Origin of the sequence: Nitrosospira multiformis (assembly GCF_900111585.1) — a bacterium.
Taxonomy (GTDB): domain Bacteria; phylum Pseudomonadota; class Gammaproteobacteria; order Burkholderiales; family Nitrosomonadaceae; genus Nitrosospira; species Nitrosospira multiformis_B.
In genome coordinates, this window is the sequence record NZ_FOHI01000005.1 from 143,056 (window position 1) to 163,072 (window position 20,017).

General features: G+C 53.8%; 17 protein-coding genes. 4 read left to right on the forward strand and 13 right to left on the reverse strand.

Annotated elements, in window-relative coordinates; all coding sequences use genetic code 11:
• Positions 1–13: 13 nt before the first annotated feature.
• A complete protein-coding gene (locus tag BMW46_RS09430; RefSeq protein ID WP_177171072.1) occupies positions 14–1,954 on the reverse strand; it encodes a TonB-dependent receptor in 1,941 nt (646 codons plus the stop codon).
• A 591-nt stretch (positions 1,955–2,545) separates the two neighbouring features.
• Between BMW46_RS09430 and BMW46_RS09435 the strand changes: the two genes are divergently transcribed.
• Positions 2,546–5,650: a transglycosylase domain-containing protein gene (locus BMW46_RS09435; protein ID WP_074707708.1), complete on the forward strand. Its 3,105-nt coding sequence runs from the start codon at positions 2,546–2,548 to the stop codon at positions 5,648–5,650.
• A gap of 169 nt (positions 5,651–5,819) precedes the next feature.
• On the opposite strand, the gene BMW46_RS09440 is transcribed toward BMW46_RS09435, so the two are convergent.
• The gene (locus BMW46_RS09440; protein WP_256377029.1) at positions 5,820–6,125 is read right to left on the reverse strand and encodes a DUF2905 domain-containing protein; all 306 of its coding nucleotides are present in this window, start codon (positions 6,123–6,125) and stop codon (positions 5,820–5,822) included.
• Positions 6,122–6,283, reverse strand: a complete 162-nt coding sequence (locus BMW46_RS15385; protein WP_177171073.1) for a hypothetical protein — start codon at positions 6,281–6,283, stop codon at positions 6,122–6,124. Before BMW46_RS15385 ends, BMW46_RS09440 begins: the two co-directional genes overlap by 4 nt.
• Before the next feature lie 320 nt (positions 6,284–6,603).
• Here BMW46_RS15385 and BMW46_RS09450 point away from each other — a divergent pair, with 320 nt between their 5' ends.
• A complete protein-coding gene (locus BMW46_RS09450; RefSeq protein WP_074707713.1) occupies positions 6,604–7,122 on the forward strand; it encodes a beta/gamma crystallin domain-containing protein in 519 nt (172 codons plus the stop codon).
• A 98-nt stretch (positions 7,123–7,220) separates the two neighbouring features.
• On the opposite strand, the gene BMW46_RS09455 is transcribed toward BMW46_RS09450, so the two are convergent.
• The 10 genes from BMW46_RS09455 to BMW46_RS09505 all read right to left on the reverse strand — a co-directional run bounded on the left by BMW46_RS09455 (position 7,221) and on the right by BMW46_RS09505 (position 17,439).
• On the reverse strand, positions 7,221–7,904 hold the full coding sequence (locus tag BMW46_RS09455) for an alpha/beta hydrolase (RefSeq protein WP_074707715.1): 684 nt from the start codon (positions 7,902–7,904) through the stop codon (positions 7,221–7,223).
• A 49-nt stretch (positions 7,905–7,953) separates the two neighbouring features.
• Positions 7,954–8,265, reverse strand: a complete 312-nt coding sequence (locus BMW46_RS09460; RefSeq protein WP_074707718.1) for a (2Fe-2S) ferredoxin domain-containing protein — start codon at positions 8,263–8,265, stop codon at positions 7,954–7,956.
• A gap of 38 nt (positions 8,266–8,303) precedes the next feature.
• Complete coding sequence (locus BMW46_RS09465) at positions 8,304–9,404, reverse strand: ABC transporter substrate-binding protein (protein ID WP_074707720.1); 1,101 nt, start codon at positions 9,402–9,404, stop codon at positions 8,304–8,306.
• Between the two features lie 23 nt (positions 9,405–9,427).
• Positions 9,428–10,231: an ABC transporter permease gene (locus BMW46_RS09470; protein ID WP_074707722.1), complete on the reverse strand. Its 804-nt coding sequence runs from the start codon at positions 10,229–10,231 to the stop codon at positions 9,428–9,430.
• A gap of 1 nt (position 10,232) precedes the next feature.
• Complete coding sequence (locus BMW46_RS09475; RefSeq protein WP_371113502.1) at positions 10,233–11,147, reverse strand: ABC transporter permease; 915 nt, start codon at positions 11,145–11,147, stop codon at positions 10,233–10,235.
• On the reverse strand, positions 11,144–12,235 hold the full coding sequence (locus tag BMW46_RS09480) for an ABC transporter ATP-binding protein (RefSeq protein ID WP_074707725.1): 1,092 nt from the start codon (positions 12,233–12,235) through the stop codon (positions 11,144–11,146). The genes BMW46_RS09475 and BMW46_RS09480 overlap by 4 nt, the downstream gene beginning before the upstream one ends.
• A 413-nt stretch (positions 12,236–12,648) precedes the next feature.
• Positions 12,649–13,467 carry a methane monooxygenase/ammonia monooxygenase subunit C gene (locus BMW46_RS09485; RefSeq protein WP_074707728.1) on the reverse strand — a complete coding sequence of 273 codons (819 nt, stop codon included), beginning with the start codon at positions 13,465–13,467 and terminating at the stop codon, positions 12,649–12,651.
• A gap of 910 nt (positions 13,468–14,377) precedes the next feature.
• Complete coding sequence (gene ubiB, locus BMW46_RS09495) at positions 14,378–15,892, reverse strand: ubiquinone biosynthesis regulatory protein kinase UbiB (RefSeq protein WP_074707733.1); 1,515 nt, start codon at positions 15,890–15,892, stop codon at positions 14,378–14,380.
• 68 nt (positions 15,893–15,960) lie between these two features.
• Positions 15,961–16,542: a ubiquinone biosynthesis accessory factor UbiJ gene (locus BMW46_RS09500; protein ID WP_074707736.1), complete on the reverse strand. Its 582-nt coding sequence runs from the start codon at positions 16,540–16,542 to the stop codon at positions 15,961–15,963.
• A 12-nt stretch (positions 16,543–16,554) separates the two neighbouring features.
• Entirely contained in the window at positions 16,555–17,439 is an 885-nt protein-coding gene (locus BMW46_RS09505) for a Tim44 domain-containing protein (RefSeq protein ID WP_074707738.1), read from the reverse strand.
• Positions 17,440–17,917: 478 nt separating this feature from the next.
• Here BMW46_RS09505 and BMW46_RS09510 point away from each other — a divergent pair, with 478 nt between their 5' ends.
• Both BMW46_RS09510 and BMW46_RS09515 read left to right on the forward strand, forming a co-directional pair.
• Positions 17,918–18,808 (forward strand): universal stress protein, encoded by an 891-nt coding sequence (locus BMW46_RS09510; protein ID WP_074707741.1) that lies wholly within the window; start codon positions 17,918–17,920, stop codon positions 18,806–18,808.
• A 53-nt stretch (positions 18,809–18,861) separates the two neighbouring features.
• Positions 18,862–19,968 (forward strand): acetate/propionate family kinase, encoded by a 1,107-nt coding sequence (locus tag BMW46_RS09515; protein WP_074707743.1) that lies wholly within the window; start codon positions 18,862–18,864, stop codon positions 19,966–19,968.
• Positions 19,969–20,017 lie beyond the last annotated feature (49 nt).

A 20,017-nucleotide genomic window follows, 5' to 3' on the forward strand; every position in this document is an offset into this window, starting at 1 on the left:
GGATCATCATTTCTTAGAAGCTTGCGGCTATGCCGATTTGTCCCCATCGGCCCGGCATGGGATAACCCGGACGGTAGGCATAACTGGCATCCAGAAGGTTTTCCATGGCCACGAAAATTTCTCCTTTCTTGCCCAGGAAAGGCAATGGGTGGGAGGCACGCGCATTCATGATTACAAAGGAGTCGACCCGCTCGGTATTCGCCGCCCCGGCTGCGCGGGAGCGGCTGAGCGCCAGTACGCTGGATTGGTACTGGGTATCGATCGTCACGCGAATCATTCCGAATTGCCCGTTGAGACCGGCTGTAACCGCCCTTGCCGGGGTATAAGGCAAGTTGTCGATGGTGGGGTCGAGCAAGGTCAGCCCGCCGAATATCGTCCAATGACGTCCGATATTCTGCCTGATCGCAATCTCGGCACCCCGGATCGAATAAGTGCCGAGATTGAGGAATTGAGGCGGTGGCGGAACATTCGGCGGAAAGCCGAAGATGAACCGGTTCTTTACCTGATCGATAAAGAGGCTGAGATCGATTTGCGTCGCGTCGATAGGCGTCAGTTTCATACCGATCTCCGCATGGTTGAGTTCTTCCGCGGACAGCTGTTTCCATGTCTGCCCCAGTGGTGGAATCACGAAGGAGAGAACAGGTGCCTCCAGACCCGGATAGTTGATGCCGCGTGAAACATTGCCGAAGAGCGTCAGCTTTTCGGAAATCAGGGAGAGGCCCGCATGGGGGGAGGTTCTTGTGCGGAACATGCTGTGATCGTAGACACGTATCCCGACCGACGGCACCAGCGACCAGTTTTCATTGAGATCGATCTTCTGGCTTAATGCCACATAAGGCGATGTAACACGGAAAGTCGGCGTATCGAAACTGTCTCGTGGAGCCGGCGGCAACCGGTTGAATTGTACATCGCCCGAAATCCAGTCACTGTCGAGACCGCCGACAATCGCACCTCCCTTCCACAAGGAGAATTCTTCCTTCCAGCGCATGCCGATCATTTCAAAATTGGTGAGCGTATCGCCATCCAGCCCCGCTTGACGCAGCCAGTTGCCTTCCCCCTTGTTGTAATAAAAACGCAGGTCGCCACGCCACGTATCATGTCGATGCGATACGAAGGCAGTCACCATTCCCGCCTGGGTGTTGTACCGAGGCGCTACAGCTGGAAGCGGGAGACGGTTGTCTCCGGGATCGCGTGCCTGATTGTCCACAAAGAGGAAGCTCGTGCCCATTGACCAATTGGCGTTCAGGCGCATCCCGATGCGTCCCATTACATTGTTCAGCTCGCCGTTCGCATTAGGCCGATGTCCATTCGATTGGGCATGGCCTTGCGCCAGCATGAAATCCACGTTTCCGTAACGGCCCACCAGATCCGCCTGCTCTATGAAGGTGCTGAAGTAGCCTCCGGATATCCTGCCGCTGGCATGCAGGCCGTCTTCAATAGCGCGCTTGGTTTCCAGATTGATTGAAGCAAAGTTGTTCCCGTTGATTTGTGGTTGCGGACTTTTATATACTGTGATTGCCTGCATGCCGTTGACTGGCAGAAGATCGAGCAGGGGATGGTTCCAGACCCCCATGTAAAATGGGATGCCATCAATGTAGGTTTTGATTTCGCTGCCGGGCCGGCTGACGCCCATCCCGCGGATATAAACCGCGCCGCCCTGATCCCCGCCAAATGCGCCCACAGGGTTGTAGCGCGATATCTGGACGCCGGGCGTGCGCCGTAATGCAGCAGCCAGATCGAATGCATTCTGGTCGTGCAACTGGCTTTCGGTGACGACTGCCGATGTGCTGGAAAAACCGTCGATACGAACGCGATCTATGATCGGATTGGCGGTTACCACAATCGGAGTGAGTTCAGTTTCATGCGCCATGGCAAAACCGGGGCAGATTATCGTCAAAACCGCAGATAGTGCGGATGCTGTGTTTTTTCTTCTTATCATTTTTCTTGTTTTCATCGAATTCCTGTGAATTGCTGCAAGCAGGCCCAAGCAACAGAGCCAAAGCAACCATCAATGCTGTAAATGACGGAGTCATTTGCTCGAAGGCGGAATGCATATCGACGTGAAACCCGAAGTGAAGCCTCGTGCCGGGAAAAAACCGGGAGGAGCTTGTCATTCGCGGCCAGGAGAATGTTGACACCCCCTGTATAGCTGCTGAGGTGGAATGTAAAGCAAATCTTGGGAATTAGGAATGTGGCATATTGCCGCATGTGACAAATTGTCGCATGTCATATTGCGGCACTCACGCCAGGTTTGATGGGGAAGGTTTCATCGTCTCGACGGACTATTTCCGGTATATATCGGCTTTGCGGAATCAGCCTTGCTGCTGACTGTCTTAAACATTGCAGTTCGATATCCGCTTATTTATCATGTCCGTAATGCCGGAGGCAGGTTTGCCCCCCGGAAACGAAATAAGCGGCGAAAAAATTTAACAATCCTTTTGATCAGAGATTCGACACGAATTCAAAAAAGAGAATAAGTCGAGGAAAATGCTGCATTTCATGGTTTGGTTAATATCCATAAAACAGTAATGTTGTATTTTTACCCTTGCTGATTCCTACTGTGCGGCGTGCGCTCAGATTTTTCACTCCCCGCGTATTAATCCTGCTTTTTGCTGCGCTTTCAATTGCAGTCTTTCTTGCCCACCGGGAAATAGAAACATCCTGGTATCAGGCATGGCGTCTGTCGAAGCTGGCCGGTGATCTGAAGTGGGAGATAAGAAGCGGTCGGGATGAAGACTTCACGCAACTCGCTCGTTCCCAGACCGGACCGTATGATATTCGTCTGGGCTATAGCCGCCTGCCCGGGTTGCTTCAGAATCTGGAAAAACATGGTTTCGAGGTGCAGGCGCAGGCGCATGCTTCCAGGCAGATGAAGGATCTGGTCCGGCGGGGCGTGTTCGTGCCGTATCGAGAAAAATCCCAGGCGGGCCTCGAAATAACCGGAAGCAACGGACAATCGCTATACCGCGTGTCGTTTCCGAGACGAGTGTATGACAAATTCGAATCCGTTCCGTCGGTGATCACGAGCAGTCTTCTGTTTATTGAAAACCGCGAATTGCTGGATGAGACCCAGTCGAAAAAAAATCCCGCCATAGACTGGCCCCGGCTCGGCAGGGCAATCCTGGACAAAGGGATTCAGGTTTTCAATTCCGACCATGACGTTCCCGGCGGCAGTACGCTTGCAACGCAGATCGAGAAGTACCGCCATTCTCCCAACGGGCTGACGCTTACCAGCGGGGACAAGTTCCGGCAGATTGCTTCCGCCTCCGTGCGTGCTTACCTGCAGGGGGACGACACGCTGGCGGTCCGCAAACAGATCGTGGTGGACTATCTTAATACCGTTCCGCTTGCGGGCGCTCTCGGATTCGGAGAAACGAATGGAATCGGTGACGCTCTCTGGGCTTGGTATGGGCTCGATTTCGACGAAACCAACCGCATCCTGAACTGGCAATACCGGAACGAAGCCGAATTTGTCGAAGCCGCAGCGCGCTACAAGCACGTACTGAGCCTCATGATCGCGCAGCGGAGGCCTTCCTATTATCTGCTGGCCGGCCGCCAGGAGCTGGGCGAACTCACCAATGCCTATCTGCGCGTGCTCACCCAGGTGAAAGTGATTCCGCCTAGGCTCAGGGATGCTGCTCTTGGGCAACCTCTGCGGTTTCGGGATGCCTTCAAGCTGGAGGAGATCAAGGATTTTTCCGCCCAGAAGGCGGTCAACGCGGCTCGAGTACGCCTTGCGTCACAGCTCGGGTTACAGGGGCTATATGACCTGGACCGACTGGATCTGTCCGTGCAGAGCACGCTCGATATCGAGCTGCAGAAAAAAACCACCGAAATGCTGCGCCAGTTGAGGGATCCGATAAATGCGGTAGCGGCGGGACTGCATGGCCATCGTCTGTTGGGGAAAGAAGATCCATCCAAAGTCATCTATAGCTTCACGCTTTCAGAATTGACTCCTGACGGAGCCAAATTCCGTATTCTCGCTGACAATTTCGACCAGCCTCTCGATATCAACAAGGGGACCAAGCTGGATCTGGGTTCCACAGCCAAGTTGAGAACACTCGTGAGTTATCTCGAAATTGTCGAGGTGTTGCATGGAAAATATGCAACCTGGGAACCGAAGGTGTTACGCGCGGAAGAGGTCGATCCGAGCGACGCGCTCAGCCGCTGGGCAATCGACTACCTTTTGCATAGCAGGGACAAGAGCTTGAAAGCCATGCTGAACGCGGCCATGGAGCGCAAGTATTCCGGCAGCCCCTATGAGCGCTTCTTTACCGGCGGAGGCCAGCATGTCTTCCATAATTTCAAGCCCGAAGACAACTACAGGATCATGAGCGTGCGTGAGGCCACGACCAACTCGGTAAATCTCGTTTATATCCGGTTGATGCGGGATATCGTGCGCTACTACATGTTCCAGGTGGGAGGGTCGTCCGCCAAAATACTCAGGGATGCGAGTAATTCCGACCGGGCAGAATACCTTCGGCGCTTTGCCGACAAGGAAGGCAGGGTGTTCATCAACCGTTTTTACCTGAAGTACAAAGACAAGGCCGCTGATCCGCGTGAGGTGAGCGACATATTCTTTTCCAGCTTCCGCCATACACCCCGGCGTCTCGCGGCAGCTTACCGCTATATTTACCCAGCTTCCAGTCTGGTCGAATTCGTGGCCTTCATGACGCCGCATTTGCCCCGGTTCAAACAGCTGGATACTTATAGATTAGAGGATCTGTACGAGGCTTATGCACCAGGAAAATATTCGCTGGCGGATCAGGGTCACATCGTCACGGTTCATCCTCTGGAACTATGGCTGGCGCGTTACCTTATCCTGCATCCGGCAGCCGACTATAAGGAGGTAATCGACGCGAGTGCCGGGGAGCGCATTGCCGTCTATCACTGGCTGTTCAATACCATCCATAAAAACTCCCAGGACGTGCGTATCCGCGGTCTTCTGGAGGTCGAGGCGTTTCTCGAAATTCACCGCAGCTGGAAACGCCTCGGGTATCCTTTCGACTCCCTCGTGCCATCGCTCGCCACGGCAATAGGAAGCTCCGCGGATCACCCCGCAGCCCTTGCCGAGCTTATGGGTGTCATCCTCAACGATGGCGTCCGGGTGCCCACGCTGCTGATCGAACGCCTGCGCTTTGCAGTCGACACGCCTTTCGAGACGATCGTCGAGAAGAAACCCATCCAGGGTGAAAGAGTATTTTCTCCCGAACTGGCGGCAACGGTGCGCAGTGTCCTGACCAAGGTGGTAGCGGTGGGTACGGCTTCGCGGCTGGCGCATGCAATGGTGGAAGAGGATGGCTCGGAAATCCTGATTGGCGGGAAAACCGGCACGGGTGACCATCGTCATATCACGTTTTCTTCACCCGGAGTCATCAAGGAATCGCGTGTAGTGAACCGTTCTGCAACTTTTGTCTTCTTTATCGGCGACCGTTTTTTCGGGACCATGACTGCATTCGTACCGGGGGTGGATGCAGCAAACTATACGTTTACCTCGGCACTTTCCACACAGGTGATGAAGAAACTGGTACCGGTTCTCAAACCCCTCATTGACAAGCCTCCATCCTGGCCGGAATCCACCCTGGCGGAGGATGCGGTCAGGAAAGCTTTACCGGAAGAAAAGGAAAAGCCGCAACCGGCTTCCAGCTAAACTTGAAACGCACTAGCACCGGCAGCGGCCAGATTCAGTCCTCTGTGTTGATCCACCACAGGAAAACCACTATTCCCAGCACAAGGGCGAGGCCCAGAATAGCCTTGGCAAATTCCTTCACAAACCAGAACACCATCGATTCATATAAACTCACATTTTCTCCCCTGATTTATTTTCGGGTCCACCACCACAGCAGAAACGACAGAACCAGCGACACCAGCAGCCCGGTGGTGAGCGGGAAGTAGAGTCTGAAATTCTCGCGTTCAATGACAATATCTCCGGGAAGACGGCCAAAGGGCAGCTTCGACAACCAGGGCCACAATAATCCCGCCAATAACAGGAGTATGCCGGATAGGATAAGCAGACGCTGCATAAGAATTCCCGACTCGTCATTTTCTACGAACAGTTTCCAGCCAGTGTAAACCGGTTTTTCCGGAAAGATCAATTCGCTCTTCCCGGCTATATCCGGGTTCACCCTGCCTTATCCGCCAGTTCTTCCTCCCAGAGAACCTGTGAATAAATCCTTCGCAACTGGACTGTTAAAATGGGAATGATGGCAAGGCACCCGAAGAGATCATAGCCCGGTCTACGCTGCTGGAAGCGCAGCCAGTGGGATCCAGTAACGTCAGACATCGAGACGTCAGCGTCATAATACATACTTCTTATCTTTCACCACTCATCATGTGGGATAACCCGATCAACAGAAAAGTTCTGCAGTCGATAGAGGGGCGAATCACGATTGCTTTCTCCTGTTGTCCATCCCCTCGGGGGTATGGATCAGTTATGTGTGAAAGCGAACGGAACATGTGGGGGGCTGTCACTAGAATCGGCAGAATGACCTGCATCGTTCCTTCTTTTCTTCTATGGGGAACGCCGGGTCTACTGGTTTATTTTTATCTTCGTTAATCGAATCTGATTGCAATCCTCAGATTTCTGTTTTCAAGGAGGATAACATGAATATTCTGGTAAAGAAAAACTCCCGTAGTTTACTGACCATAGTTACATTGGTGTTCGGCATGTCTGTTTCAGCCGGGCTCAGCGCGCAGGAGCATTCTGACAAGCGGATAGTGAATAAAAAGTCGGAACAGGTCGAGAGCAAATATCCCGGAGCCAAAGGTGGGAAGATGACTATTGAGGTTCCCGTATTGACGTTCGTTCCAGTTCAGGTTTCAACAGAACTCGAAAACAGAGGGTGTTGGGTGAAATTTTTTGACAAGAAGAATTTTCAAGGCGACAGCCTGTTTTTAAGCGGCCCCGTCACTTTGCCTCGACTGATAGGTCCGTTTGGCTACGATTGGGAGAACAAGGTTCGCAGCGTCAAAGTCGGTCCCAAGGCTAATCTCACCATTTTTGACAATCACAATTATCGGGACGAGGATAAGTTTCTCGATGCCGGGGCGAACGTCGCTAATCTGTCGAAGGAAATGGGTTTTTTTGACAACTTCCGTTCAATGGTACTGAATTGTATTTGATTTGCCGTCCGCTTCATTGATCTGATCGTGATAGCAGTGGTGGTGGATGGTGCAGCAGATCGCAGGGCGGGTAGAACCCGCCCCTCATCAAGAAATTTCTAGGGGCGGCAGGAATCGAGGACGAGGCGTTTGAGTATATGCAGGCGCCGATGAAAGAAATGCTCTGCGCCAGGGACAACGACAATGGGTAATTCCTGGGGGGCAGCCCAATCCAGAACGGTTTTAAGCGGAACGACGTCATCCTGATCGCCGTGAATGATCAGCACGCGCGGCAGAGATTGGACATCCTGCATATCCTGCGGAAAGGAGAGGGAAGGGGCGTTCAAGCGTTCCACCGCTGGGGCGACCAGGACGACCTGTTGCGGCTTGAGTCGTTGCGCGGCGAAAACCTGGATTGCACCGCCAAATGAAAATCCCGCCAGGCACAACGGCGGAGAAGAGTTGAAACGGGAGGCATATTCCGCTGTTACAGCTTCCGCCACCGCCACTACATCATCGACTTCTCCCAGACCATCGTTGCCTGAATAGAGGGGACCTTCGCTCTGCTCCACACCCCGGAAATTGAATTTGACCGTGATAAACTCGAGCTCCAGGAAGGATTTGAACAGGGTATGGACTACCTTGTTATTCATGGTTCCGCCATAGAGCGGATGAGGGTGTGCGATGACGGCAATCCCTCGCGGGGAAGGCGAAGCCGGCTCCGCCAGAATCGCTTCCAGCTTTCCCGCCGGACCGTCAATGAACAGGTTTCTGGACAGGTTTTGGGAATTATGCGCAGTCAATGGATGTACGTAAGGTCGTGAATCAAAGGAGCAATATCATACACGGGGATCAGATCCGTAACCGTTCGACCACACGGCCGTTTTTCAGGTGCTCTTCGATGATTTCATCGATATCCTCCTTGTCCACGTAGGTATACCAGACATCTTCGGGATACACAACGATGACAGGACCTTCATTGCAACGGTCCAGGCAACCTGCATTATTAATCCTTATCCTCTTGTTTTTAGTGTCCAGCTTGAGTGCCTTTATACGCTCTTTGGCGTAGTCGCGCATCGCCTGGGCGCTAAAGTTATTGCAGCACAAGGTTCCGGGTTCACGCTGGTTCACGCAGAAAAATACATGCCGATGGTAGTAGCTCATGGTTTTTGTCTTGAATGGATGAGCAGAAATTATAACGATTATCGCAGTTTAATTTCTGTCCACAAGCGGCTCAGCAGTCGCCGCTGTTTGCGATCGAGATCGCGCAGCATTTCAAGCCGGGCAATCAGTTCCGGATCGGGAAAAATGGCCTTGTTGCTTGCAATCCCGGGCTGGATGTATTGCAAAGCATCGAGATTGGGATTGCCCGAACCGATGAGGTTGGTGAGTTCGGCGGAATTCTTTCCATCCAGCATGAAATTGATGAATTGGTGAGCAAGATCGGGGCGTTTGCCGCTTTTGTGCAGAACCATGCTATCCACTGCCAGCACCGCTCCCTCTTTGGGCGTCGAATAGCTGATCGTGAATTTTCGTCCGGTTTTCTGGGCGTCGAGCGCCGCCTGGAACATGTCGTTGGAATAACCGTGCGCCACCCACAGATTTCCCACTGCCAGTTCCTTGATGTAGCTGGTATTGCTGAAGGCCGCCCAATAGGGTTTGGCACGTACGATCAGATCGGCGGCCTCCTGCCAATGCCTCTCATCCGTGTCGTTCACGGAATAGCCCAGATACTTGAGCGCGGCGGCCATCAGCTCGCGCTGGCTGTCGAGCACGGTCACCCGTCCCCTGATTTTTTCCAGATATTTGGGCTCGAAGATAATTGCCCAAGTATCAGTCGGCAGACCAAGCTGCTCCAGCTTCTCCTTATTGAAGCCGAGCAGGGAGAGCGTGTAGGCGTAGGGGACCGAGTATATATTACCGGGGTCGAAGGTCGTATCGAGATAGGCGGGGTTGATATTCCTGAAATTGGGCAGCAGCGATTTGTCCAGCGGCCTCAGCGCTCCCTGGCGGATGAGGGTGTCGATCGCATTCCCCGTAGGAACGATAACATCATAACCGGTGGCTCCCGCCGCGAGCTTCGCCAGCATTTCCTCGTTATCGGCATAATAATCCTGCGACAGGTCGCACTTGCAGGATTTCTCGAAGCGCGCAACGGTTTCCGGCGCAATGTAGTTATTCCAGTTGAACAGGTGCAGGACATTTTTGCCGCTGTTGCCCGCATCCGGATTCTGGGGAGAGCACCCTGCGGCGAACGTGAGCAGTGATACCAGCAGAAAAAAAAGGAGTCGTGGAGAGTTCATTATTCCGCCGCTTATTTCACCGCTTATTTCACCGTCTTGCCAGGTTTCGTGCTCTCTTCCGAGGAGGCGTTTGATTCAAGCCGCGCGGCAATGATGATCATGACCAATGTCAGCAACATCAATAATGTCGAGATGGCGTTCACTTCAGGCGTCACCGCCACTTTTATCATCGTATAAATCTGGATCGGCAGAATCGGTTCGCCTACACCTTTGGTAAAGAATGTGATGACAAAATCATCGATGGACAAGGTAAACGACATCAGGGCGCCTGCGACCACGGCCGGCATGATGAGCGGCAAGGTGACGAGCCGGAAAGTTTGCCACGGCGATGCGCCCAGATCGCGCGCCGCTTCGAAAATGCTTTCATCCATTCCCTGCAACCGCGCCCGCACGATGATGGCAACGAAACCAATGCAGAAGGTAGTATGCGCAATGATGATGGACACCATTCCGAGCGTGAAATTCAGGACCTGCAAAAAGAATAGCAGGATCGATACCCCAAGCAGGATTTCGGGCATTGCCACTGGGGTGAATACCAGGACCGGCAATACCCTGAGCTTGTACCGGTGTATCGCCAGGCCGGACATCGTGCCCAGCAGGGTAGCGCAGAAGCTGGCGCAAAGCGCAATGATGAGCGAGTTGCGTGCCGCCAGCAGCATTTCGGTATTGTTGAACAGCGCCTTGTACCAGAACAAGGTAAAGCCGACCCATTCAGCGTTCAACCTGGAATCGTTGAACGAGTACAGCACTACGATGATCAGCGGGATATAAAGGAAGGCGTAAACCAGCACGGCCGCGGACCACAACCAGGGATTGCCGCGCTTCACGCTATGTCGCCCGCTGGCCGCTTGCGGAACGGGCGAACCATGTCGTCAAGCCTGCTACGGATAGTACCGCCAGTGTCAGCATGATCGATAATGCAGAACCGAAAGGCCAGTCGCGAGTGCCCAGGAACTGATCCTTGATCAGGTTTCCGATCAGGATATCGCCTGTGCCGCCCAATATGTCCGGCACGGCGAACATGCCCAGCACCGGAATGAATACCAGCGCGGACCCTGAAAATACGCCCGGCAGGGACAGCGGCCAGGTAACCCGCCAGAAGCGTTGCCAGGCATTCGCACCCAGATCCTGTGCCGCATCCAGAAGCGAGGGGTCGTGCTTCTCCAGATTGGTATAGAGAGGCAGCACCATGAAGGGCAGATGTACGTACACCATGCCGACCAATACTGCAAAAGGCGAGAATAATAACGTGACCGGGGCGATTCCGAACGCGGCGAGAACGGTGTTGACAAAGTGGCTGAGCGCGGATTCCGGGCCGAGAATGATCATCCAGGCGTAGATGCGGATGAGGAAATTGCTCGCGAATGGAAGTATCACCAACAGGACCATCAGGTTGCGCAAGTGTTTTCTGCTGCGGGCAATCAGTACCGCCAATGGATAAGCCAGGATGAGGCAGATCAGGGTCGTGCCGAACGCAACCGCGAACGATTTGAGAAAGATCTCCGTGTAGATGAAGTCGCTGAAAAAGAACTGATAAGCGTCCGAGGTGAATCCATATTCGCCAATCGCTTTGTCCGACGGTGGTGTAACAGGCGCCAGCCCACCGAATTCACCCGGAAAGCGAAACGAGGTGAGAATCATGATCAGGCTGGGTGCAACAAAGAACACTATCAGAAACAATAGGGGTGGCGCGCTCACCAGCAGCCGGGCAAGCTGCTTTTCTTTCATTTCGCTCTTAATCATTGAGGATCATTGAGAAAAATGCCCGCGTCGTGGCGCCAGGAGATCGTTACCTCGTCATCCACCTCGAAAAACTTGGCCCGGCCAGGAGCGGAATTTGGTAGTAAAGCTTCAATATAGGCACCGTTGACGAGTTCCACAATATAAGTGGTTACGTCGCCGACATACAGAAAGTCATGCACTTTGCCGCGGAAATGGTTTTTTAGCTGCGATTCATTGGACGGGTGAGAAATTCGCACCTGCTCCGGCCGGATGGCCAGCACGCCCTTGTCGCCCACCTCCACACCCTCCCTAGCCGGCGCCGTTACCTCTCCCAGTCCTTCTATCGCGAGTTTCAGATGAGACGGAACAGCTTCCATAACCGCTGCATTCATCACGCTGATTTTGCCGATGAAATCTGCAACGAAATGATTTCTCGGGGCACTGTAGATTTTAGAGGGTTCGTCTATCTGCTCGACATTGCCTCGGTTCATCACCGCGATGCGATGCGATAGCGCCAGCGCTTCATCCTGTGCATGAGTGACAAAAATAAAGGTAATACCGATTTCTTTCTGGAGATTGATCAGCTCGATCTGCATCTCTTCGCGCAACTTTGCGTCGAGTGCGCCCAATGGCTCATCGAGCAGGAGCAGTCGTGGTCGATTCACCAATCCTCTGGCGAAAGCTACGCGCTGTTTCTGCCCGCCGGAGAGTTCGTGTGGAAAGCGATTGCCGAAGTTCGGCAGGTGAACCCGCTCCAACAGTTCATTCACCCTTTTTTTTATTTCCTGTGGCGCTTTCCCTGCCATCTTGAGGGGAAAGGCAATATTGTCCGCCACCGTCATATGCGGAAATAAAGCATAGGTCTGGAACACGGTATGGACAGGGCGTTTTTCCGGCGGGATGCCTACCATATCCTTGCCATCCAGCAGGATTTGACCGGAGTCCGGCAGATCGAACCCGGCTATCATCCGCAGCAGCGTTGTTTTGCCGCAACCGGACGGGCCCAGCAGCGTGAAAAACTCGCCGGCTTCCACATCGATGCTGACGTTGTCGAGCGCAGTGTAACTGCCGAAACGCCGCGTAACATTACGGATTTCCAGAAGCGCCATAGTCGGGGCAAATCAAGGTAAAACTCGATATTTTACCAAAATTTATGAAGCAACTGCTGCCTTGCCATTCTCTTAAGGAACTTCGAACGCTATGATAAAGCGAGGGCTTGCAGGCAGTCAGGGCCATGCTAAAAAACAGAGAATTTCTGGTGCTGCAGTGCGAGGCTGCTGACCTGCCCGCAGCTTTCCATTCGATTTCGAAGGAGAGTCATCATGAGTTGGGCCTATCTTGTCTTGGCAGGGTTGTTTGAAATCGGATGGCCTGTCATACTGAAGCTGGCACATTGAGGTTCTCAAGCAGCGCCGTTTCATGTAACCCGTCCGAGGGCAGTCCATTGAGGCGCCTACAAAAAAACCCCATCCCTGTGAAAGCGGATGGGGTGTGCTGCCAGCAGTTACAACTGGATTAAAACTTAATTAACGTTATCCAAGATCACCCGGCTTTGCTTGTTCCATTGCACGTCCATGAGGTTGGAGAAACGTGCAATGATCTGGACGGCGAGGCCCCCTTGGAACAGCCCGGCCCAGGCCAGTACCACGAAGCCCCAGTGCAACGGTGCGCTGAAGAGTTCCTCCATGAACCAGAAGGCATGGCCCCATTCGTTCAGGCCGACATTCGGGAGACTCATGATCGGACCGGCAATGACCATCACCAGCGGAAACGAGGTCGTCTTGTTGTAGAGTGGCAGGCGCGTGCTGGCATAGATGTACATCGATACGCCCATGATGATGTACATCGGGAACGAGCCATAGAACAAAGGAATATGGCTGGGAGTGAAACTGGTGTCACGGATGATCACCTGGTGCCAGGAAGCATCCTGCTCGGTGAAGAAGCTCGATCCCCAGTAGACGCCGAACAGGTATACCCCCAGCCACATCAGGAAATAGAAGTACCGCTTGATTTCCTGCTTGATCGTCAGGCTGGCCAATTCCTCCTTGGTGCTGCGGGTCTTCCACAGCCAACCCCAGTATAAGGCGGCCATGGTGGGCCAGAGTATCATCTGGAAGCGCCATAGTCCCATCCAGATTTGCTCGAACTCCGGTTCCATGGAGTCCATCCCGTGGGAATAGGCGTAGGTGCGTTGAAACCAGACCCAGAAAACCGCCAGCCCCAGTATCGGCAGCAGACCCAGCTTGTAGAACTTGGAGTCATACCATTCCGACATGTCGTAAGTAGGACTGCTTGCCTTCACTGCCTTATCTACTACTCTATTTTCAACTGCAGTAGCCATCACCAGCTCCTTTTGCAAATAATCCAGAATCCCCGAAGGAATTTGGAGATCAAGAACAAAGATTCAGGGGAAGTGCAGGAGGAGTACTTCCCCTGGCGTCTCCACGGATCAAAAGAGTGCTGCCGCAACATCCAGGGGGTTGAGGGAATGCCCCCCATGGCAACCTCAATGGATCAGAAGAGCGCTACCGCCAACAGTGCTACCGTCATGCCCGTAAAATATGAAAGGGCAACGAGTCTTCCTACTTTCATCATCTTCCTCCTTATCAAAGCTTCGCCTTTACCGATACAGCAATTTGTTAAGAAGTTGTGATCTTTTTGTGAAGTTTTTGTTATCTTACTGTGAAGACACTTTCTGGTCAACCCAATTCCCCTTCAAGGATTTCTCGTGAAGAATGGCCGGTGAAAGGTCTCGGACGACGGCCTGTACGAATTAACCCAGTGGATCAACTCAGGACGTGAGTCCCTTTGCAGAACGCTGGGGGTGTTGCGGGGATTGCGGGGATTGCGGGGATTGCGGGGATTGCGGGGAGAGCACTGGACCGTGCCGATCAAAGGGAATTCAAAGGCGCCGCTGCCAGCAGCGCTGCGGATCTCGGGCCATGACAGGTGAAGCACCGCCTCAAGTAATGGGCAGCTGGCGTGGCCTATGACTTAACGGAAAACGAGGATAGGAAAGATTTTTTGCGCGCGCAAAAAATCTCATGAAGGACGTGTGAAAGGAATCATAGCGGGATATGGAGATATGGATAGCGGAACTGATTGCACTCCAATGCACTGTTCAAGGGGAGGGTGATTTGCCATTCTGGCCACCTTGCTCTATCGCGCCCTAACCCCTGGATTCCCGTACTGCGATTCTTCCATCTTCAACGAGGAGTGTTCATGCTCTCGCGAGTATGCAAAAACCGTCCTTATTTTCCCAGATGCCACAGTATCACTACGATCAGCAATACGATGAAGATGGTGAGTCGCCGGGTCTCACGTTTTTTCTCCAGGATGAACTGATCCATCTTTTCTTCCAGAGCGCTGGTACGTATCTCCGTCAGGGCATGATGCATCAGGCGGGGAAACTGGGGCATGATTACCGCCCAGCTCGTGGCTTCCTTGTGCAGGCGCCGGCTGAGCCCTCTCCAGCCCAACTGCTCCGCCATCCAGTTTTCCAGGTAGGGCTTGGCTGTTGTCCACAGGTCGAGATTGGGGTCGAGGTCCCGTCCCAGCCCCTCGATATTGAGCAGGGTTTTTTGCAGCATCACCAGCTGCGGCTGGATTTCGACATTGAACTGGCGCGATGTTTGAAACAGCCGCAGTAATACCCGCCCAAATGAAATCTCGCTCAAGGGCTTGTCGAAAATGGGTTCGCATACTGCCCGGATCGCAGTTTCGAAGTCATTGACTCGCGTGTTTTTCGGCGCCCATCCCGCTTCCACGTGCGCTTCCGCCACACGCTTGTAGTCACGGCGGAAGAAAGCCAGGAAATTCTGCGCGAGATAATTCTTGTCCTCGTCGGTAAGGGTTCCCATTATGCCGAAGTCGACAGCGATATATCGGCCGTCACTGCCGACAAAGATGTTTCCCGGATGCATATCGGCATGGAAATAGCCGTCGCGGAACACCTGGGTGAAAAAGATTTCGACTCCGACGCGCGCAAGTCGCGGAATATCCACGCCCTGCTCCCGCAAGGCGGTGACATGACTGATGGGCGTGCCTTTGACGCGCTGCATCACCATGACGCTCGAATAGCAGTAATCCCAGTAGACTTCCGGTACAAGAAGCAGGGGAGAGTCTAGGAAATTGCGCCGCAACTGGCTGCAATTGGACGCTTCGCGCATGAGATCCAGTTCGTCATCGAGATGACGGGCGAATTCAGTCACGACTTCCCGTACCTTGAGCCGCTTGGCATCCGGCCAGACTATTTCGAGCAGAAGAGCGCCTGTGTCCATCAGCGCGATATCATGGGCGATCACAGGTGCGATGCCGGGACGCAGCACCTTGACTGCGACTTCCGTACCATCATGCAGCACTGCCAGATGAACCTGGGCAATGGACGCGCTTGCTACCGGCTCCGCATCGAACAGCAGAAAAACTTCGTTGACGGGTTTTCCGTAAACCTCTTCCAGTGTCTTGAGGGCAATGCTGGAGGGAAATGGTGGAACCTGGTCCTGTAATTTCGCCAATTCGTCGGCGATATCGGGCGGCAGAAGATCCCGCCGGGTAGAGAGCATCTGGCCGAACTTGACGAAGATGGGGCCCAGAGCCTCCAGGGCGAGGCGGAGACGTTCGCCCCGCGCACGGTCCAGTTTACGCCAGAACGTTGCCGCTCTGACGACAGGTCGCAACAGACGCAGACGCTCGTGGCTCAGGAAGAACTCGTCGAGGCCGAAGCGGAATGAGACGGCGAGTATTTTGAGAAGACGGAAGAAACGCATTTATTCTATTCTGCTACCCCGATTCGCCCAGGGATTTGCCCAGATGTTCCTTGATCTTCTCAGTTCACTTATAAGGACTTGTTTATGAGGCCATCCACACGCAGTTCCAGTCTTGACATCTGGTCCTGCAATCCGCTCACTTCATTGGCAAATGTGCGCATGTCGGTCGGTTTGGCAAGTACCGGCTGCTCTTCGGTGAGGTACTCCGTCAATGCCTGAGACAAATTATGAAGGGTTTCGTTATGCCAGTGGAGCAGGTTTTCCCCTACCCGGACCACCCGGTGAGCGAGGATATCCCCCATCACATCGCTTAAATCCTGCTCCACGTCCCAGCGCAGATTCTGCCCGATCTCGAGGATTTCCTGGCCGAACATGCTATCCCCGGAAATCCGGATTTCACGGTATGCGGCTTCATCGCGAACGAGCAGGCGCGGCAGCAACGCCGGCATGATGGTCAGGATGGCGTCGTTGCCAGCGAGGGTGGATGCTGCCGCCACCTCGCCGGTAGGCTGGATGATGACGGCAAGATCAAAAAAAGGTGGGACGCGAAAACGGGCAGTCTTCCCGGCGCACGGCTGCAGCCGTTTGCGCGCCCAACTTTCTCCACGCAGCACATGGTTGAGCGGAGCTATCGCCACCGATGCCAGCATGGAATCCCGTCTCTAGGAGACTTGTTGAATTCCAGCGAGCAGCCAGACGGCATCAGGATCTTTGAGATCCTTCTGCACATGCCAGATTTCATCGAACGCTTCCGGCGCTGACTGGGGCGATTCGCGCAACTGACCATTGAAGCGGACACTGGCAATTGCCATGTCTTTTTCCGTGATCACTTCAAGCAGCTGCGCATTGATCGCCAGCACGTCGGTCCGCTGGGGCTCGTTACCGCGCTCGTTGATCTGCATGCTGATCTCCGCATACATCTCGGGGGTAGTATATTCCCGGATATCGTTCAGGTCGCGCGCATCATTTGCTGCCTGCAAGCGTATGAATGAAGTCTTCGCGTTACGTAGGAAAGGTTCCACCTGAAAATCAGCAGGAATATTGGCTGTGCCGGAAACCGGTGCCACCGCGCTTGCTCTCGGGGTTGTCTCCGGTCCGGAGCCTGTTGCGGCTGTTGCTCCGGGTGTGACACTGTGGTCGGTTGAGGTTCCCTGCATGCCCGAATACTGCATCGGGCGGGCCGAGTGTTCCTGCCTTGGTTTGCGCAGCATGCGCATGACAAAAAAGACCCCGCCGATCAACGCTGCCAGCATCAGCACATCCATCATATTGATTCCTTCGAATGCGCCGCCCATGAAAAGCGCGGCCAGCAATCCTCCCGCAGCTAAACCGGCCAGTGGTCCCAACCACTTATTGCCGCCTGGACGTGCGGCTGCTCCGGGCGCGGCGCTGGGTGTTTGTCCGGGCTGGGGTGCTGCCTGCTGGCTCATGGATTCCCGTTGCTTGCCCATACTTTGACCGCCACCGAAGCGTTTCGCCTCGGCATCGAAGGCCGCCAATCCGAAGCTGAAAACGGCCAGGGTCAACAGAGTCAATATTTTCTTCATGAAGGTCTCCCGGGATACGGTTAAAGTAAGGAGTATAGCACCATCAATTCAAGGAAATGTCGCCTAAAATCAGAATCGCTCACGTCTTTGAGTAATCCTTTCAGGGATAAACGATTGATGGAGGAAAAACGGATAAGTTCGGAGAGGGATTGCCACGGCAGTCCGGCAGCAAGGGGTGGCAAAACATCTGTCATATGAGGGTTGACGTACAGACGCAGCCCAAGATCATGTCTCTAATCGCCAGTTTGATGCCTGGATGCGGTATCGTGATTTTCCGCAACGCTGCTGACACTATAAGGAACGGGGTAAAGGGTGCTTGCTGACAAGACCGAAGGAGCGAAGGACTGAAGAATCATAGGGAACTGGAAAAATCGTTCGGTTTATCTCCGTTCCGGCTATCGCAACATCTTTCGACTGAATATCTTTTAGCCAGATTTCAAGTGACCGTGTTGGATAAATGCTATTGCGAGGAACATACGTGGAGAAAATTCAACGCATACTCATCGCCACCGATTTCTCCCCACGCGGCGAGCGAGCCGTGCAGCGCGCCGCGCTACTGGCGTCAGAGCATGCAGCCGAGCTGTATCTGTTGCATGTCCTTCCCGCGTTGCCGCTCGAAGTATTCAAGCATCTGATAGCCGAAACGCCGCTGGAAACAGAACAGAGGCTCTACAACCGGGCAAAGATAGCACTGCAGGACAGGGCGGAAATGTTGGCGTCGAAAGGCATACGGGTAAAGCATCACGTTGCCATCGGCAGGGCGCACCTCGAGATTAACCGCTATGCCCAGTCCCATCATGCCGATCTCATCGTGATCGGAGATCAGGGGGAAAGCTTCGCGCGCGAATTCTTTTTAGGGACGACCGCATCGAAGACGCTCCGCACGGGCCATCATCCCTTGCTCATCGTCAAGCAGGAGCCGAGGGATAAGTACAAACACGTGCTGGTACCTGTCGATTTTTCGAAAAACTCCCTGACTGCGCTGGAGATGGCATTGAAAGTTATGATAGATGCATCCATTCACGTCTTGCATGTGGTGGAAATGCCGCTCGGCCAGAAAATGAAGCAGGCGGGGTACGATGCAGATCGGGTCGACCGCTACCGCGAGGAAATGTTGACCCATGCCCGCGAAGGCATGGAGAAAATAGTCAGCGATTACGCACCCGGAGGCACGCGCGTTGCATCCATTATCGAATACGGCCGTGCGCCGGATGCGATCCGCGAGAAAACGCAGGCTCTCGATATCGATCTCATTGTAATAGGCAAGCGCGGTCAGACAGAACTGGATGAGGCGTTGTTCGGATCAGTCACAAAGCATATTCTTTATGAAACGCCCTGCGATGTGCTCGTAGTCAACCCCGTAATATGATTCTGTAATTCTCAAACGCTGACGGAGCACCGGCAGCAGTTTTAGTCTTTGCCATGAAAATTTTGACGGTCAATACAGGCAGCTCATCGGTTCGTCTGGCAGCATTTGTTCACCATGAGGAAAAACTGACGGAGCTTGTGAGTGTCAGGAAAGATTCCGGCGGTGAACCGGAAGACACCCTCCAGGAATTCGTGCAGGCCCACGAACTTGCCAAGGTGAATGTCGTGGTGCATCGCGTCGTGCATGGAGGCATGCGTCTTATTTCCCCTTGCCTGATCGATTGCGACGTAGAGAGGGAAATCGCACGTCTCGCGCCGCTTGCGCCCTTGCACAACCCCGTCGCATTGAAGTGGATACGTGCCGCCACCGAAGTATTCGGTATTCATATGCTGCAAGTTGCAGTATTCGACACCGCATTTTTTACCCATCTGCCGACAGTTGCGCAAACTTACGCAATTCCGCATGAGCTGACTGGAAAGTATGCATTGCGGCGGTACGGCTTTCACGGACTGGCGCATCAGGCCATGTGGCAGGCTTGGCGCGATCAACATCCGGACTTTCTGCAAAATGGAAAAATCATTTCGATGCAACTCGGGGCAGGTTGCTCGATCACGGCGACAGATAAGGGATTGCCTCGCGACACTTCCATGGGATTCTCGCCTCTGGAGGGACTCATGATGGCGACACGCTCGGGCGACCTGGACCCCGGTCTGGTGACGTTTTTGCAGCGGCAGGAGAGCCTGACGCCCGAGCAGATGGATCGGCTGCTGAATGAGCAGTCCGGGTTATCGGGAGTATCAGGAATCAGCGCCGATATCCGGGAACTGCTGAAATCGAAAGACGGATATGCTGGCCTGGCGATCGAGCTGTACTGTTACCGGGCGCGTAAATATCTGGGCGCTTATCTTGCTGTGCTGGGCGGAGCAAATGCAGTGGTTTTTGGCGGGGGCGTAGGGGAGAATGTTCCAGTCGTGCGGGAAAAGATTCTGGCAGGAATGGAATGGTGCGGAATCCATCTCGATGCGAAAAAGAACAGCGATGCGAGCGGGATGTCATGCATCAGTAGCGAAGCAAGTCGGGTCGAGGTGTGGGTGGCTCCCGTGAATGAGGCGACAATTCTCGCCCAGGAAGCAGAGGCAGTCATTTCCAGCCGCCGCTAGCCTTTGCGTCAGTGCCGGGATTCTTCGGCAGTAACCAGTGTCCGGGAAA

Excerpts from the sequence above, each read along its gene's own strand:
- BMW46_RS09465 (WP_074707720.1), bottom strand. The coding sequence starts at position 9,404 with ATGAACTCTCCACGACTCCTTTTTTTTCTGCTGGTATCACTGCTCACG.
- BMW46_RS09475 (WP_371113502.1), bottom strand. The coding sequence starts at position 11,147 with ATGATTAAGAGCGAAATGAAAGAAAAGCAGCTTGCCCGGCTGCTGGTG.
- BMW46_RS09480 (WP_074707725.1), bottom strand. The coding sequence starts at position 12,235 with ATGGCGCTTCTGGAAATCCGTAATGTTACGCGGCGTTTCGGCAGTTAC.
- BMW46_RS09500 (WP_074707736.1), bottom strand. The coding sequence starts at position 16,542 with ATGCTGGCATCGGTGGCGATAGCTCCGCTCAACCATGTGCTGCGTGGA.
- BMW46_RS09485 (WP_074707728.1), bottom strand. The coding sequence starts at position 13,467 with ATGGCTACTGCAGTTGAAAATAGAGTAGTAGATAAGGCAGTGAAGGCA.
- ubiB (WP_074707733.1), bottom strand. The coding sequence starts at position 15,892 with ATGCGTTTCTTCCGTCTTCTCAAAATACTCGCCGTCTCATTCCGCTTC.
- BMW46_RS09505 (WP_074707738.1), bottom strand. The coding sequence starts at position 17,439 with ATGAAGAAAATATTGACTCTGTTGACCCTGGCCGTTTTCAGCTTCGGA.
- BMW46_RS15385 (WP_177171073.1), bottom strand. The coding sequence starts at position 6,283 with ATGTCTGACGTTACTGGATCCCACTGGCTGCGCTTCCAGCAGCGTAGA.
- BMW46_RS09460 (WP_074707718.1), bottom strand. The coding sequence starts at position 8,265 with ATGAGCTACTACCATCGGCATGTATTTTTCTGCGTGAACCAGCGTGAA.
- BMW46_RS09515 (WP_074707743.1), top strand. The coding sequence starts at position 18,862 with ATGAAAATTTTGACGGTCAATACAGGCAGCTCATCGGTTCGTCTGGCA.
- BMW46_RS09430 (WP_177171072.1), bottom strand. The coding sequence starts at position 1,954 with ATGAAAACAAGAAAAATGATAAGAAGAAAAAACACAGCATCCGCACTA.
- BMW46_RS09450 (WP_074707713.1), top strand. The coding sequence starts at position 6,604 with ATGAATATTCTGGTAAAGAAAAACTCCCGTAGTTTACTGACCATAGTT.